Origin of the sequence: Mycoplasma procyoni (assembly GCF_017052595.1) — a bacterium.
In the GTDB taxonomy this organism is placed as follows: Bacteria; Bacillota_I; Bacilli_A; order Mycoplasmatales; family Metamycoplasmataceae; genus Mesomycoplasma_A; species Mesomycoplasma_A procyoni.
In genome coordinates this window covers 81,722-97,513 of sequence record NZ_JAFIDB010000001.1, presented here as the reverse complement: position 1 = coordinate 97,513, position 15,792 = coordinate 81,722, and the positions used below count along the sequence as shown (strand labels likewise).

At 29.7% G+C, this 15,792-nt stretch carries 16 protein-coding genes; 13 read left to right on the top strand and 3 right to left on the bottom strand.

Annotated elements, in window-relative coordinates; translation table 4 throughout:
• Positions 1–6: 6 nt before the first annotated feature.
• Both obgE and JV122_RS00440 read right to left on the bottom strand, forming a co-directional pair.
• A complete protein-coding gene (gene obgE, locus JV122_RS00445; RefSeq protein WP_205842421.1) occupies positions 7–1,263 on the bottom strand; it encodes a GTPase ObgE in 1,257 nt (418 codons plus the stop codon).
• A 72-nt stretch (positions 1,264–1,335) separates the two neighbouring features.
• Entirely contained in the window at positions 1,336–2,436 is a 1,101-nt protein-coding gene (locus JV122_RS00440) for a hypothetical protein (RefSeq protein WP_205842420.1), read from the bottom strand.
• Positions 2,437–2,600: 164 nt separating this feature from the next.
• Here JV122_RS00440 and gltX point away from each other — a divergent pair, with 164 nt between their 5' ends.
• The 4 genes from gltX to dnaJ all read left to right on the top strand — a co-directional run bounded on the left by gltX (position 2,601) and on the right by dnaJ (position 6,933).
• Positions 2,601–4,007, top strand: coding sequence for a glutamate--tRNA ligase (gltX, locus tag JV122_RS00435; protein ID WP_205842418.1), 1,407 nt, complete (start codon positions 2,601–2,603; stop codon positions 4,005–4,007).
• 14 nt (positions 4,008–4,021) lie between these two features.
• Positions 4,022–4,375: a hypothetical protein gene (locus tag JV122_RS00430; RefSeq protein ID WP_205842416.1), complete on the top strand. Its 354-nt coding sequence runs from the start codon at positions 4,022–4,024 to the stop codon at positions 4,373–4,375.
• 68 nt (positions 4,376–4,443) lie between these two features.
• Entirely contained in the window at positions 4,444–5,769 is a 1,326-nt protein-coding gene (locus JV122_RS00425) for an endonuclease/exonuclease/phosphatase family protein (protein WP_205842414.1), read from the top strand.
• Between the two features lie 48 nt (positions 5,770–5,817).
• On the top strand, positions 5,818–6,933 hold the full coding sequence (gene dnaJ / locus JV122_RS00420) for a molecular chaperone DnaJ (protein ID WP_205842412.1): 1,116 nt from the start codon (positions 5,818–5,820) through the stop codon (positions 6,931–6,933).
• Between the two features lie 20 nt (positions 6,934–6,953).
• On the opposite strand, the gene def is transcribed toward dnaJ, so the two are convergent.
• A complete protein-coding gene (gene def, locus JV122_RS00415) occupies positions 6,954–7,511 on the bottom strand; it encodes a peptide deformylase (protein ID WP_205842411.1) in 558 nt (185 codons plus the stop codon).
• Between the two features lie 105 nt (positions 7,512–7,616).
• Between def and JV122_RS04835 the strand changes: the two genes are divergently transcribed.
• From JV122_RS04835 to JV122_RS00370, 9 genes are read left to right on the top strand one after another with little or no spacing between them, the layout of a single operon-like run.
• Complete coding sequence (locus JV122_RS04835; protein WP_205842409.1) at positions 7,617–9,122, top strand: MATE family efflux transporter; 1,506 nt, start codon at positions 7,617–7,619, stop codon at positions 9,120–9,122.
• On the top strand, positions 9,106–9,786 hold the full coding sequence (recO, locus tag JV122_RS00405) for a DNA repair protein RecO (protein WP_205842408.1): 681 nt from the start codon (positions 9,106–9,108) through the stop codon (positions 9,784–9,786). The genes JV122_RS04835 and recO overlap by 17 nt, the downstream gene beginning before the upstream one ends.
• Before the next feature lie 20 nt (positions 9,787–9,806).
• Positions 9,807–10,346 carry a 16S rRNA (guanine(966)-N(2))-methyltransferase RsmD gene (rsmD, locus tag JV122_RS00400; RefSeq protein ID WP_205842406.1) on the top strand — a complete coding sequence of 180 codons (540 nt, stop codon included), beginning with the start codon at positions 9,807–9,809 and terminating at the stop codon, positions 10,344–10,346.
• A gap of 4 nt (positions 10,347–10,350) precedes the next feature.
• Entirely contained in the window at positions 10,351–10,935 is a 585-nt protein-coding gene (gene gmk, locus JV122_RS00395; protein ID WP_205842404.1) for a guanylate kinase, read from the top strand.
• On the top strand, positions 10,925–11,665 hold the full coding sequence (locus tag JV122_RS00390) for a PP2C family protein-serine/threonine phosphatase (protein WP_205842403.1): 741 nt from the start codon (positions 10,925–10,927) through the stop codon (positions 11,663–11,665). The genes gmk and JV122_RS00390 overlap by 11 nt, the downstream gene beginning before the upstream one ends.
• A 1-nt stretch (position 11,666) precedes the next feature.
• Complete coding sequence (locus tag JV122_RS00385) at positions 11,667–12,698, top strand: serine/threonine-protein kinase (protein WP_205842401.1); 1,032 nt, start codon at positions 11,667–11,669, stop codon at positions 12,696–12,698.
• Complete coding sequence (gene rsgA, locus JV122_RS00380; RefSeq protein WP_205842400.1) at positions 12,698–13,561, top strand: ribosome small subunit-dependent GTPase A; 864 nt, start codon at positions 12,698–12,700, stop codon at positions 13,559–13,561. The genes JV122_RS00385 and rsgA overlap by 1 nt, the downstream gene beginning before the upstream one ends.
• Entirely contained in the window at positions 13,548–14,204 is a 657-nt protein-coding gene (locus tag JV122_RS00375; RefSeq protein ID WP_205842398.1) for a ribulose-phosphate 3-epimerase, read from the top strand. Before rsgA ends, JV122_RS00375 begins: the two co-directional genes overlap by 14 nt.
• Position 14,205: 1 nt before the next feature.
• Positions 14,206–15,741: a phospho-sugar mutase gene (locus JV122_RS00370; RefSeq protein ID WP_205842397.1), complete on the top strand. Its 1,536-nt coding sequence runs from the start codon at positions 14,206–14,208 to the stop codon at positions 15,739–15,741.
• The last annotated feature ends 51 nt before the right edge of the window (positions 15,742–15,792 follow it).

Genomic DNA, 15,792 nt, shown 5'->3' with positions numbered 1-15,792 from the left:
CTTAAATTATTGTTCGTCTTCTCAAACAAATTCATAATCAAAAATTCTAACTGTATCTCCTGGCATAATTCCAAGTTCCATCAGTTCATTTCAAACACCAAGATCTCTTAATTTTTGGTTAAATCTCATTAAGTTGTCGTGTGAAACAATTGGAATTTTGTTGTAGATATCTTCTACTTCAGTTCCGGTTACTTCATAAAGTCCCGCATGTACCTTTTTAACTTCGTGGAATTTTTCTAAAGTAATAGTAACTTCAGAGAAAGTTTTTTCGAAAATAGGGGTTTTTTCCTTTTTAACAGCTTCAAATAGCTTAATTTTCAGTAGATCAATATTCTTTTCTTCTAAAGCACTTATTTCCACAACTTCTAAATCAGAAAACTCTTTTTTAAACTTAGAAAGATTTTCTTGGAAGATCTCTAAATCGCATTTGTTTGCAACTACAATTTGTTTTCTGTTTTCAAGTTGTAAATTGTAGCTTTTGAGTTCTTCATTAATTTGAATAAAGTCTTCAATTGGATTTTTTAAAGGATCTCCAAAGTCAACAATGTGAGCAATAACTCTACATCTTTCAATGTGTTTTAAGAACTGTGTTCCTAATCCTTTTCCTTGTGAAGCCCCCTGAATTAGACCTGGAAGGTCGGCTGCAACAAAGGAATCTTCAAAAACTTTAACAAGCCCTAATTGAGGAACTAATGTTGTAAAGTGGTATTCAGCAATTTTTGGTTTTGCGTTTGAAATTTTAGAAAGAACAGTGGATTTTCCAGCTGAAGGTTTTCCTAAAAAACCAACATCAGCAAGCACTTTTAGATTAAGTGTTAAATTAAATTTTTCACCAAAATCCCCGTTTTCACTAATTTTAGGTGCTGTATTTTTAGAAGATTTAAATTTAGTATTTCCTCTACCGCCCTTTCCACCTTTAGCAATTAAATAAGGTTCTTCAGAGATAATGTCGTGTAATAATTTATTTCCATCATACACAAGAGTTCCAATAGGCACTTTGATGTAAATATCTTCACCAGCAGCTCCGTATTGATTCTTTCTTCTTCCGTTTTCCCCGTCATTTCCTTTAATTATTCTTCTTAAATAAAGGGTTAAAAGAGTGTTCATTCCAGAATCACCGACAAAGTAAATAGAACCACCATTTCCTCCGTCTCCACCGTCTGGGCCTCCTCTATCAACGTGTGCTTCACGTCTAAAGGCAATCATTCCGTTTCCACCTTTTCCAGCTTGCACCTTTATTTTGACTTCATCTATAAATTTCATCTTTTTCTCCCTTTTTAAATGTATTTTAAATTATATAATAATATTTAATTTTTGCTCTTTGTTTGTGTGTTTTTAGTGAAGGTTGCTTACTTGAGTAATAAAGAAAATTATCAAAATTATTACCAATAAAAGGAAAAAAGAAAAAAATATTTTGAAAAAGCTCTTATCTTTTTGTGTTTGATTGCTTTGCGCTTGTTTGTTGTCTTTATTATCTGAATCGCTTTTACGGTAGTCTGATTGGTGGTTATTGGCAACATTAACTTCACTTTTTCTCTGTTTGGAGTTTATTTTATGTGATGCTTCTGTTGCTTTATTTTCTAAAATATTTATTTTTTTAGAATCTCTTTTATAAATCGATGATTTAACATTAGATGAATTGTTCGCCTTCATACTTTTAATTATTTTTGCTAGTTCTTTTCTTTCTTTTTCTAAATATTTTGGTAATAAACTTTCGTTGTTTTCAATACCAAATAAATTATCAAATCCCATTTTAAAACTTTTAGCATTACTTAAATTAAAAGTTAGTCAAAAAGAATTAGGATTTGTTGCTACTTTATTATCAGCTTCTTCAAGTTCTTTAGCTGCTAAATCATAAAGATCCTTATTTTCCTGTTTATCAAGAAATTCTGAACCAACAGTTCTTGCTCAATAGTAGAGTTGAATAATTCTAAATTGATTTATTCCGTGCATGATTGCACTTGTTTTTTGAATTCATTTCATTTCTAAAGAATCCAAAAAGTAAGGATCGTACTTTTCTTGAGAGTGTTCTAATATGTAAATTTCAACATCAGCATCAAAGATAATAATTGCACTTGTCATTTTAGAATACGTGTGTTTTCCAGCTCATTTGTCAGTTTTAAAAGTTTCAAATCAACTTCCTGATATTTCAACATCCTTATGAAATTCATTTATTGAACTTCTGTGTCTATAGAATCTTTCATAAAAGCCTGTTTTACTGTTTGTTTTACCAATGTAAAAGGTATTTTTGATTATAAAGGCGTAGATTCCTTTTGCATTTTTGTGTAGTGCTTTATTATATTTAACACCTTTTGATCTAATTAGTTCAATAGGTGCTTGATTTATGTAAAATCACTCGTCTTCTTTTCTAATGTCTAGTAGTTCCTGTTTTAATTTAGGATCAAACTTTTTTATCTCTAAAATATTATCTTCCATTTTCTCACCTGAATTTGTTGCTATGTGTTTATAATTTAATAAAATTATAAAATCAAAATTAATTAAAAGTGCTATTTTAAATTGAAAAATAGCTTTTTTAGTTCTATACGCACTGAAAACGAACTAAATCATATATAATTATATAGCGATAATGAAGGAGTAAAATGAAAAAGATTAGAACAAGATATGCACCAAGTCCAACGGGTTATTTACACATCGGAGGAGCTAGAACAGCCTTATTTTCATATCTTTTTGCAAAGCATTATAAAGGTGATTTTGTATTAAGAATTGAAGATACAGATATTTCAAGAAATGTTGAAGGCGGAGAAAGATCTCAGTTAGACAACCTAGCTTGATTAGGAATAATTCCTGACGAATCACCAATTAATCCAAATCCAAAATACGGAAAATACAGACAAAGTGAAAAACTAGATCGCTACAATGAACTAGTAGATTTTTTAATTAAAGAAAACAAAGCTTATATAGCTTACGATACTTCAGAAGAGATTCAACAACAAAAAGAAGAGCAAGAAAAGAAAGGAATTTTTAGTTTTAGATACGATAGAAATTGACTAAAAATTTCAGAAGAAGAAAAAGAAAAAAGATTTAAAAATAACGAATATTCAGTAAGATTAGCTTTAAAACCAAATTCAGAATACAAATGAAACGACATTGTTAGAGGAGAAATAAGTGTTAACTCTAATGATATAGGTGACTGAGTTATTAAAAAATCAGATGGTTATCCAACATATAACTTTGCTGTTGTAGTTGATGATCATGATATGGAAATTTCTCATGTTTTAAGAGGTGAAGAACACATCACAAACACACCTAAACAATTAGCAGTTTATGAAGCTTTTGGTTGAGAAACACCAGAATTTGGTCACTTAACAATCATCACAAACATGGAAGGTAAAAAACTTTCAAAAAGAGATAATTCAGTAAAACAATTTATTGAAGATTACAAAAACGAAGGTTATGTACCACAAGCTATTTTTAACTTTTTAACTCTTTTAGGTTGAACAGCAGCAGATTCATCAGAAGTAATGTCTCATGAAGAAATTATTGAGAAGTTTGATGAAAACAGACTTTCAAAATCTCCATCAAAATTTGATATTAAAAAAATGGAGTGATTCTCAAAACAATATCTTAAAAATACAGAAAATTCCCTTTTAATTGAAAAATTAAATGTTAAAACAGATAAAACAAATGATTGATTAGAAATCTTTGTAGATACTTACAAACAAAACTCAGTTACAATTTCTGAATTAAGAAATGATTTAGAAATTTATTTAAATGCAAACAATTCAGCTAAAGTTGAAATTGATGCTGCTCAAGATGAGTTATTAAAAGTGTTTACAAAACACATTTTCAAACAAAATGAATTTAGTTTCAGTTCAATCCAAAGTGCAATCGAACAAACACAACAAGAAACAGGGCTAAAAGGTAAAAATCTATTTATGCCAATTAGACTTGCAACAACATACAGAGAACACGGTCCAGAATTAGCTAAAGCAATTTGATTATTCGGAGAAGAATTAATCAAAGAAAGACTAAAAAAATGATGTTAAATTTTAAGTCAACTATGACTAAAGCAGGTGAAGAACCTGTAATAATTAACTTTAATTCAGCTTTTGAAAAAGACAAATGAGAAGAATTTGATGCTTTTATTTTTCAAGATCCAAATAACAAAATTCAAATCAGAATTGAGTTTTCTGAAAATAAAGTTAATATTTTTCAAAGTCATGCAAGCATTAATTTGGAACTAAATAAAGAAAATATTTGTCCTTTTAATGTTGGGCAAAACTGAATCAATTTCATTTATTTACTAAAAAAAATCGACACAAAGGATGAAAATTACAAATCATTTGAATATGATTTATTTACAGAAAAAAAGGAATTTATAGCAAGTTTTAAAATTGACTTAAGCATCCTTTAGTCGTGGAGGCTATCATCAAAAAGTTACTAAAAGTCTTAGCAATTGCTCCTATTTTGCCAACTATTTTTATGTCTTGCCAGACACAAAAATCAGCTCAAAATGACAATCCTGAACAGACACCACCACCCTCTAATAACATAGATGATAAAGGAAATAAACAACCAAATCAACCAAGAACACAAGATCCTATAAATCAACCAATTCCTCAAAAACCAAATGATCCTGAAAAAGGAGACAATAAACAACCATCACAACCTCCAAAGGATTCGGGGAATTCGGAAATCAAAGACAACAAAGAAATTACAGAACCACCAAAAGACGATTCATCCAAAATAGATGACTCAAAAGACAATCCAGCACAGGGGCAAGACCAAAAAACTGAAGAATTTTCGAAGATTAGAATCGGACACTGAAATGTTTTAAATCAAGCTGGAAATATTGATGCAAAAACAGAAGCACTTGCAAAAATAATTCACTATAATAAACTTTCTTTAGTTGGTCTAACAGAGATTCAAGGTGAAAATTCTTATGCTGGTGTTGAAAATATAATTAAAAAACTTCAAGAATATGATCCAAATGGATTATGAAGATTTATTTTAAGTGAAAATAACTTTGGAAAAGGAAGAGAGTCTCAAAAAGAAAGAATAGGAATTATTTATAAAAGTAAACTTCTTGAGCAAGTCCCTTTAGCTGGTTATACTGCTACACAAAATCCTTATGATTTAGGAATGGCTTATCCAAACCCAGAAGTAGTTTCACACACAAACAAAGCTAAAAAGCACGTTTACTCAAGACCTCCTTATGGTGCAAAATTTAGAGTAAAAAATTCTTATAAAAACGATTTTAGTGTAGTTTTTGCACACTTTGATTCTCCTGGAGCTAAAAAGAAGGCAGGAGAGGAAAGTGCAAGAAACGGTTTTAAAGCTCAAGGCGAGTTTGAGATTAATGATGCTTTAGAAACAAAAGCTGTTATGGATTGATTTGATCAAAAAGACGGAAATAACAATGATTTATTCTTTATGGGTGATACTAATATTAAATCTCCAAACGGACCTAAAGCATTTGATCCTTTAATAAAAAGCGGCTATTCAAGTCTTTTAGATCAAGAAGACAAAACAAGTTTAGGAACAAATGAAAATAATCCTTGATCCCAACCTTATGACAAGATTTTTTATAAAGGCGACTTAAAAACTTCAAATGCTCAAAAATACGATATTTTTAAAGTATTTGAGCAAGGCGTTTTAAACGAGCAAGAATGAAAAAATAAAATCAATCAAGAAACCAAAACAAAACTATCTGAAAGTTCTCCTTTAATTAAGTGAGTTCGTAAAATCAGTGATCATACTCTTGTTTTTGTTGATTTAGATGTTGACAAACCAGATGTAGATAATTAATTAAAAAAATTTTAGCACTCTAGACCTTTTTGTGCTAAAATTTTTTTTATGAATAAAAGAGATTATTATGAAGTACTAGGAATTTCAAAAAATGCAACTGAAAAAGAGATAAAGGATGCATATAGAAAATTAGCTCGTCAATACCACCCAGACAGAAACAAAGAAGCGGGAGCAGAAGAAAAATTTAAAGAAGTTCAAGAAGCTTACGAAATCTTATCTGATGCACAAAAAAGACAACAATATGATCAATTTGGTCATGCTGCTTTTGATCCAAATCAAGGGATGAATCAAGGTGGTTTTGGTGGCTTTGGAGGATTTGGAGATTTTGGATTTAGCGATATTTTTGAAAACTTCTTTTCTTCAGGAGGTAGAAGAAAGAAAAGAAATACAGGACCAATGAGAGGTGCTGATTATGTTACTACATTCCAAATTTCTTTCATTGATTCTATTTTAGGAACAGAACTAAAAAGAAAAATTGATAAATTTGTAACTTGTGATCACTGTAAAGGTTCAGGAGCGGAAACTCCACAAGATATCATTGAGTGTGTTGATTGTCATGGTTCTGGTTATGTAAATCAAACTGTTAAATCATTTTTTGGTTCAATAAATCAAACTGTGGAGTGTTCAAGATGTCAAGGAACTGGAAAACAAATTAAGAAAAAATGTCATAAATGTAGTGGAAATGGTGCTACAAAAGAAGAAAAAACAGTTACTATTACAATTCCAGAAGGAATTGCAACAGGGCAAAGAATTACTCTTCCAGGTTATGGAGCAATGGGTAAAAATGGAGGTCCAAGTGGAGATCTCTACATTGAAATCCATGTCAAAGAACACAAACATTACATCAGAACAGGAAATGATATTAACCTTGTAGTTCCTGTTTCAATTGTTGATGTTATTTTAGAAAACGAAATCAAAGTACCAACTCCTTATGGTCTAGAAACAATTAAGTTACTAAAAACATACAAAACAGGAGACATTATTACTCTTAAAGGTAAAGGAACTTCAAACCCTTCTTTCAAATCTAAACACAAAGGAGACTTCAAGATTAGAATTAATCTTTACATCCCAGAAATGTCTAAAGACGAAAGAAAAGCCTTTTCAGAAATATTCCAAAACATCAACGACAAATCAAAAGATAAATGACTTAAAGAATTTGAATAAAAAAATGGCGCAAGCCATTTTTAATATGTCTCAAGTTTTGGATCTTTTTTTCAAGGGTTTTTTTGGTCGATTCTGTCAATAAATAACTTCCCTTGCAAGTGATCTAATTCGTGTTGGAATACAATTGCCACATATCCACCAACTGTTCAAGTTTTTTCTTTTTTATCAAAATAAGAATAACCTTGCACTTTGATTGTTTTTTTTCTTTTTACAAAACCTTCTTGATTTGGTCATTTTTCAGAGACACTTAAACAACCTTCTCCATGATGAAGAGCAACTTCTGCTTCAGACATTGCTAGAACTTTAGGATTGATAATTACATCTCTAAAAATAATGTCATCTTTTCCGTTGTTTACATTAACATAAAACATATTTTTTAGAATTCCATATTGAACAGCTGCAACACCAACTCCGGGTCTGTACATTGTTTGTCCTTCTTCTTGAGAATAATCAATGTGATCGATCATTTGTTCTGCTAATTTAATATCTTCTTCACTTAAAGGTCAAGGAACATCTTGTGATTTTTCTCTTAAAACTGTATCTGGAAGTTTAACTATTTTTACTTTTTTTCTTTTCATATTTTTAATTATACAATCAAAAAGAAAATTTAACAAAGAATTTTTATTGCAGATGTTTGAGTTTATAGACACTAAAAAACGTTTATTGTGTTAAAATATTAAGCAATGAAAACAAAAGAAAAGAAGAATTTCTTTGTTTTTTTAAAAGAGCATTTTCCTCAAAACAAACAAAGATGAAAACTATACCTAAAATTCTCCATTCCGATTATTCTGAGTGGTATTTTGTTTTCTCTAAACGGATTTATTGATAATTTCATGGTCGCAACAGTCAAACATGGTGTTGATTCTTTATCTTATGCTAACTCATGAACAGGAATTGTTTCAGGTGTTATGGGTGGAATTTCTATTATTTGTTCTGTTTTAGTTGGCCAGTATTACGGAACTAAAAACTATGAAAAAGTCAAAGAAGTAATGCGTGCTCGTGTATTGCTAACTTTAGTTGTAACCACTATTTTTTCTGTATTTTCGCTTATTTTTACAGAAAAAATGATCTCTGTTTTTTATCAAAACACTCAAGATCCACAGACACTACAACAAGCTGTTGATTATTTAAGATTAATTGTAATTACTTGAATTATTTTTTCATGAACTTCACCAATGAGTTCTTTATTAGGAGAAACCGGTTATGGAAGACAAGCATTAATTTCTTCTGTAGGTTCTTTATTAATTAATATTTTATTAAACATCCTTTTAATTTATGTGTTTAAATTAGGAGTTAAAGGAGCGGCGTATGCTTCAATAGCTGCAAGGATTTTTGGTATTTTTGGAGATACTTTCTTTGTTTGACTAAAAGTTAGAAAAACACTGATTAATCCTTTTAGTTTGTTTAAAATTTCAAAAGATACTTGAATTAAGATTTTAACAAGATTACACAGTGCAGCAATGCTTTCTGCTAATGTTATTTTAATTGTTTTAAGAAATATTTTATTTAACAAAAACTACCCACAAGGTACAATGGGGAATATAGATTGAGCAATAGGTGCTGCAGCTGTTTTAGGACTTGCAGGGGCAATTGGAGAAACCTTTTTAGCTGTATTCAGCGCCTTAAGTTCTAATGTTTCTGTGTTTGTTGGAAAATATTTAGGACAAAAAGAATACGAAACAGCTAAAAAGAATGCTAATGAGCTAAAAGGTTTCCACACAGTAGTTGCACTAAGTTTATCTTCTATACTTGCAATAATCATCATTTTTGTGCCTCAAATGTCATTCTTTGCTACAGAGGTTGGAAACGGTGATAAAGCAGCTCAAATCTTCTATTTAAAACAACTACAACAAACTTTAATTGTTATTGCTGTATTTAACCCTATTTGAGTGTGATTTGCAACTTCAAGTAGATTAATTGCTTCAGGTGGAAAAACTAATTTAACAGCCTTTTTAGAGTTCTCTATGGAACTATTTGCTCTTCTATGATTAGTCTTTATTACCTTTGTAATTGTTCCTCAACCTAAAGGAATTCAACTTTACCAAACATACTGAATTTTCTTTATTGCAGACATTGTTAAATTCTTTGTTTTTGAGTTTGTGTATCTAAAAGTTGACTGGGCAAAACACATTGATGATCCAGCTTATACAAAAAGATGATTCGAGTCTAAAAATGGAAACAATAATTAGAGGAATAGTTATTAAAGCTTACGACTATGGTGAATTTGATCAAATTGTTACAATAGTTACAGAAAATTTTAAACGTCATTTTATTACTTTTTTAGCTCAAGGTGTGAGAAAACCGATTAGCAAAAATCGAGCCGCAATTCTCCCTTTTACTTATGGAGAATACGAGATTTTTGTTTCCAGATATTCTGATAAAGTCTCAAAACTAAAAAAGGGACACATTATTTCACAAGTTGATTACACAAAAACAATGCAGATGATAAATCAAGTTTCTGAAGTTTCTTTTTGAATTTCAAAAGCTGAAAAAATCACTCAAAAAACCTTTGAAAGTTTTAAATATATGATTGAAAAAGCGACTTTTGAAAACATCAGAAAAGCAAAAACTTTTGTTTTATATCAGCTGCTTGAAAGTCTTGGATATAAACAAAACTTTAAAAATTGTGTAGTCTGTGGAACAACAAAAGATCTGCGTGATTTTCAAATTTTCAACGGAGGTTTCACCTGTAAGTTGCATACTCAAAATTTTCCAGGCAGAAACATCAATGAGCTAAAAGGGTTCTTTTATTTGGGTTTTGATGTCGAAAATTACATAACTTTTGCTACAGATGACGCAAATTATACACTTTTTGAAGAAATTAAGCATTTTCTTAAAGAAAATGTTGCATAGTTGTGGTATTATTTTTTAATATGTTAAGAATAATTGCAGGATCATTAAGAGGAAGAAGAATCGAACAACCCGATTTAAAAATAGTTCGCCCAACAACAGATAAAACAAGAGAAGCTGTTTTTTCGTCAATCCAATTTGAAATCGAAGGCTCAAGTGTGCTTGATTTATTTGCTGGTTCAGGAGCAATTTCTCTTGAATTTATTTCTCGCGGAGCTAAAGAAGTTTATGCCTCTGAAAAAAACAGAAAAATCTATTCTTTTATTAAACAAGAAATAGAAAAAATCAAGGTTGATAATTTAAAACTCTTTAATGTTGCTGCTGTAGATTTAATTAGAATGAATACAAACAAAAAATTTGATTTTGTATTTATCGATCCACCTTATGAAAATAAGGAATTGATTTTTGAAGCTCTTGAATTAATTAAGGCTCATGATATTCTTCAACAAACTGGAAAAATAATTATTGAAACAAACGATCAAAAACTAGATTTCAGTAATTTCTTTAATGTTACAAAAATTAAAAAGTACGGAAAAACAATTATTTATTTTTTAGAAAGGTAAAACTATGGCAAACAAATTAGTTATTTTAGCTGGCCCTTCAGGAGTTGGAAAGGGAACAATTGAAAAAATTCTTTTTGATGATAAACAACTTAACCTTAAGTTTTCTGTTTCTGCAACTACAAGAAAGATTCGCGAAGGTGAAAAAGACGGAATTCACTACTATTTTATTACTAAAGAAGACTTCCAAAAAAGAATTGACAACCAAGAGTTTATTGAATGAAACGAACACTTTAACAATCGTTATGGAACATTGCAGTCTGAAATTGTAAACATTCACAATGCAGGTTTTTTACCTTTTTTAGAAGTTGAAACAATTGGTGCTCTAAACGTTATGCAATACTACAAAGACAGAAATATGGAAGATTCTGTAATTTCAATCTTTTTAGCACCTCCTTCAATGGAAGAATTAAAAAGAAGAATTTTAAACAGAGGAACTGAAGACATTGAAGAAATTTACATCCGGATTGCAAAAGCGGAACAAGAAATGATGGAAATAGAAAAATTCAAATATGTAGTTATTAATGAAACTCCTGAGCAAGCTGCAAAAGAAATTAAAGAGATTATTTTGGGAGCTTTAGGTGAAAATTAGTACTTTAGTTATTTCTGAAAAAGGAAGAAGAAAAAATAATGAAGATAATGCGATCGTTCTAGAAAATGAACGGGCAATTTTATTAATTCTTTGCGACGGAATGGGTGGACATGAAGGTGGCGAGTACGCTTCTAAAATAACTGTAGAAACCTTTAAAGAAAAATTTGAAGATGACCAAATTCCTGAAGATGATGCTGATTTGAGAAGATGATTTATGGATGGACTTTCTGAAGCAAACGGCAGAATGAAGGAGTTTGCTCTTAAGGATTATGCCCTTTTTGATATGGGAACAACCTTTGTGAGTGCTTTATTTATAAAAGACGAAAATAGCCTATTTTTCTGTAATGTTGGCGATTCTAGAGCTTATTTATACAGTGATTATTTCTATCAAATTACAGAAGACCAAAACATGCTTAATTTCTTTATAAACAAACAAAATATGACTTATGATGAAGCGAGCGGAATGCCGAGCGCACACTATTTAACTTCTTCTTTAGGACCTAAAAAAACATATGAACCTGTTTTTAGTAAATACGAAAATGTTAATAATATTAAATACATATTTTTAAGTTCTGATGGAATTCATGATTATGTTCAAAAGCCAATAATGGAAAATATTCTTTTTCAAAAAGATTCTAATTTAGTACAAAAAGCACAGCAACTAATTCAAACTGCTTACAACAACAATTCATCAGACAACATGACAATTGCAATTTTGGAAGTTGAATAAAATGAAAATCATAGAAAATTATAAAAACTTAGCGCAAAAATATGAAATTTTAAGTCAAATAGGTGCCGGTGGAATGTCAGCAATCTATTTAGCTAAAAACAAAGAAAATGGACAAAAAGTTGCTATAAAGGTGATGAATTCTAAATTATCAAAAGATGAAAAAGCACTTAAAAGACTTGAAAATGAAATAAGATTAACAAAAAAAATTAACTCAAGAAATGTTATGAAAGTCTTTGATTACTGTTTGGATACACAAGAAGAAGAATACTGAATTGCTCTTGAATTTATTGATGGTACAGTCTTAAAATCAGCACTAGAAAGTGTTGGTTCTTTTACCATTAGCGAAGTTATTTCTTTAGGTTGTCAAATAATTGCAGGAGTTAAAGCGATTCATACACAAAAAACAGCACACAGAGATCTTAAAGACACAAACATTATGATCAACAGCCTAAAAGAGATTAAAATAATCGATTTAGGGATTGCTAAAGATTTAGAAACTCCAGATTTAACAAAAGAAACTAGCGTAATTGGAAGTGTGCAATACATGGCTCCAGAACTCTTTTCAAAATCTTCTTTAGATGCAGAAGAAGAATTACACAAAAACCAAAGAGCTGATATTTATGCTATTGGAATTCTGCTTTATCAAATGGTAATTGGTTCAGTTCCTTTTAATGACAAAAACTCAATGAGTGGAATGGTTAGAATCAAAGAAATGCAGCAATCCTCCGAAATTCCAAACATCAGATCATTAAGAGAAAATGTTCCTCAGGGACTAATAAATGTTATTAAAAAAGCTGTTGCAAAAGATCCAAGAAACAGATATAAAACTTTAGAAGACTTTTATAAAGATTTAACTACAGCAAACTCACCGAAAAGACTCAATGAACCTGAAGTTGATTTTTCAAAGAAAAAGAAAAAAAGCTTTGTTGATGTTATTTCAGGAAAAACAGGGACTATAATTGTTGTTTGTGCTTTTTTAGTTGTAGCACTTGTTTTAGTTTTAGCAATTTTAGCTTTTAAAGGGGTGTTTTAGTGAAAGGACAAGTTTTAAGGGTAATTTCAGGTTTTTATGATGTTTTAGACCAAGACAACAAAGAACACAGACTTAGAGGTAGTGGAAAACTTAGAAACGCTAATCAAAGTCCTGTAGTTGGTGATTGAGTTCTTTTTGATCAACAAGGACTCGTGCTTGAAGTTTTAGAAAGAAAAAATTCTTTTGTAAGACCTAAAATAGCTAATGTTGATCAGGTTTTGGTTGTGATGTCAATCAAAGAACCTAACTTCTCACCACTTCTTTTGGATAAGTATTTAATGATTATTGAGTCCAAAAGAATCAAGCCAATTATCTGTATTACAAAAGTTGATTTAGAACCAAATTACAGGGATATTGTGGCAGATTATGTCAAAATGGGCTATGAAATTTTCTTTTTAAATCACAAAGATCACACAAGCGATGATCTTGAAAAACTCAAAGAAGTTTTCAAAAATAAATTAAGTGTTTTTTTAGGTCAAAGCGGAGTTGGAAAAACAACAACAATCAATAAACTATCAAACAGTGATTTTGAAACACAAGAGATTTCAAAATCACTCAACAGAGGAAAACACACAACAAGAGTAACTCAAATTGTTGAATGAAATGGGGGACAATTAATTGATACTCCAGGTTTTAGCTCGCTGGAAATTGAAATCGATAAATATGATTTATCCAGAGCTTTTAATATCTTTGATAAATATGCTTCAGGATGTAAATTTAGAAGTTGTTTTCACTACCAAGAAAAAAATGAAGATTGTAATATAAAAGAAATGGTAAAAAGGAATATAATTTCAATAGTGAGATATGAAAATTACATATCGATTTTAAAAGAAAAATTAGGAGAGAAAAATGCAAAAAATTAGTCCATCACTTTTAAGTATTGATAAAGATAACAGAATTAAATCAGCAAAAGAAATGTTTGATCTTGGTGTTGAGTGAATCCATTATGATTACATGGATGCAAAATTCGTGCCAAACAGAGCAATCGAGCTTGAAGAAATTATTAACATAAAAAATAACACACAAAAGCACACAATGGACATTCATATCATGGCTTATAATCCTCAAGAAATCGTTGATCAAATGATCGGAGTTGTAGATTATGCAACTGTTCATTATGAGGTGTTTGAAAACAAAAATGCCCTTGAATCCTTTATAAAAGAAAATAAAGGCAAAATTAAATTAGGAATTTCAATTAAGCCTAACACAGATTTTGAAGAGATTAAAGACGTTCTTAAAGACTTTGATTTACTTTTAATAATGTCTGTTGAGCCTGGTGCTGGAGGACAGAAATTCATAGAGAATTCTTTAGAAAAAATTAAGAATGCAAGAGAATTTATTGATCAAAATAATCTTAATATAGTAATTCAAGTTGATGGTGGAATCAATAATTTAACAGGTTATAGAGCCTTTGAAGCTGGGGCAGATCTTTTAGTTTCTGGTTCTTATTTAACAATTAATCCATCAAAACAAAAATACGAATCACTATTTAAAAAGGAGAACTAAAATGTTAGAATTTGGAACTGCAGGAATTAGAGGAGTTATTGGAGACTCTGAAAAAAATCTTAATATTTTTCATGCCTACAGAATTTTTGAGGGATATGGAAGATATTTAATTAAGAACTTTAAAGACATACAAAAAGAAGGAATTGTCATCGGAAGAGACAACAGAAATCTTTCTTTTAAGTTTGTGAAATTAGCAGCTTGAATTCTTTCTAAAAAGTTTGGAATTAAGGTTTATAGTTCTAAAAAACCAATGGCTACGCCTTTTGTAAGTTATTTAGTTAAAAAACTAGGAGCAAGAGGTGCTATTAATGTCACTGCTTCTCACAATCCAAAAGAGTACAATGGAATCAAAGTTTATAACTCAACAGGTGCTCAAATTCTTCCTTTAGAAGTAAAAGAGTTGGTTCCATTTTTCAAAGATTACTCAAAATATAAAGAAAAAAATATCAAAAACAGAAACATCGTTTTTGATAACAAAAAAGTTATCAACATTGATAACTACTTTGAAAACTATGTTGATTGCTTATTAGAATTTTATGGAACTAACAAAAAAGAAGATTTCAAAGTTGCTTATTCACCACTTCATGGTACAGGAACAGAGATTATCCCTTTATTTAATAAAAAAGCTAACATAAACAGTCTTTATGTTAAAGAAGAAATGAAAAATGGTAAATTCTTTGCTTTTGCACACAATCCTAATCCAGAAGTTAAAAGTGCTTATGATAATTTAGTTGCATTGATGAAAAAAGAAAACATTAAATACGGAATTGTAAGTGATCCAGATGCTGATCGTGTTGGACTAGTTGAAAAACTAGATGATAATTCTTTCTATTATTTCACTGGAAATGAGCTTGCTACAATAATTTTTGATTATTTAGTTTCAAATAATTACTTCAGTGCAAAATCAAATCTTTTAGTTTATTCCTTTGTTTCAACTAACTTGCCAGCAATTATTGCTCAAAAGAATAACATTGATGTTGAAATTATTCCTACAGGTTTTAAATGAGTTGGACCTAAAATTGATTTATACAAAAAGAAAACAAAAGACTTAAAAGTGTTTGCTTTTGAAGAGAGCTATGGATCATTGATTGATTATAATGTGTCTTATGATAAAGATGCTTTCCAATCAATTGTTGCAATTTACAAAATGCTTTCTGAAAATAAAGCAATTTCCTTTGTAAAATACTTAAATGATATTTATAAAAAATATGGTTTTGTAAAAAGTAAAGTAATTTCTGTGTCTTTTGATACTTCAGACAAAGAAAAATTAGCAAAATACCTTGAAGAATTTAAAGCCATTAAATTTGATTTAGAAACAGAAAGTGTAATTGATTATAGAAGAGGTTATAAAGATATTGAGCCAGAAAATATGATTCAAATCATGTTTAAAAACAATTCATGAATTGCTTTAAGACCTTCTGGAACTGAACCAAAAATCAAGCTTTATATTTTCTCAATTAACAAAAATGAAAAAGATGCACAAAAAACATTGGATTCTTTAGAACAAAAAGCAATTTATTTATTTAACAAAAACTAATTTTTAAAATTTAATCCCTAAATAAAGGGATTTTTTTAAATTTACTATATA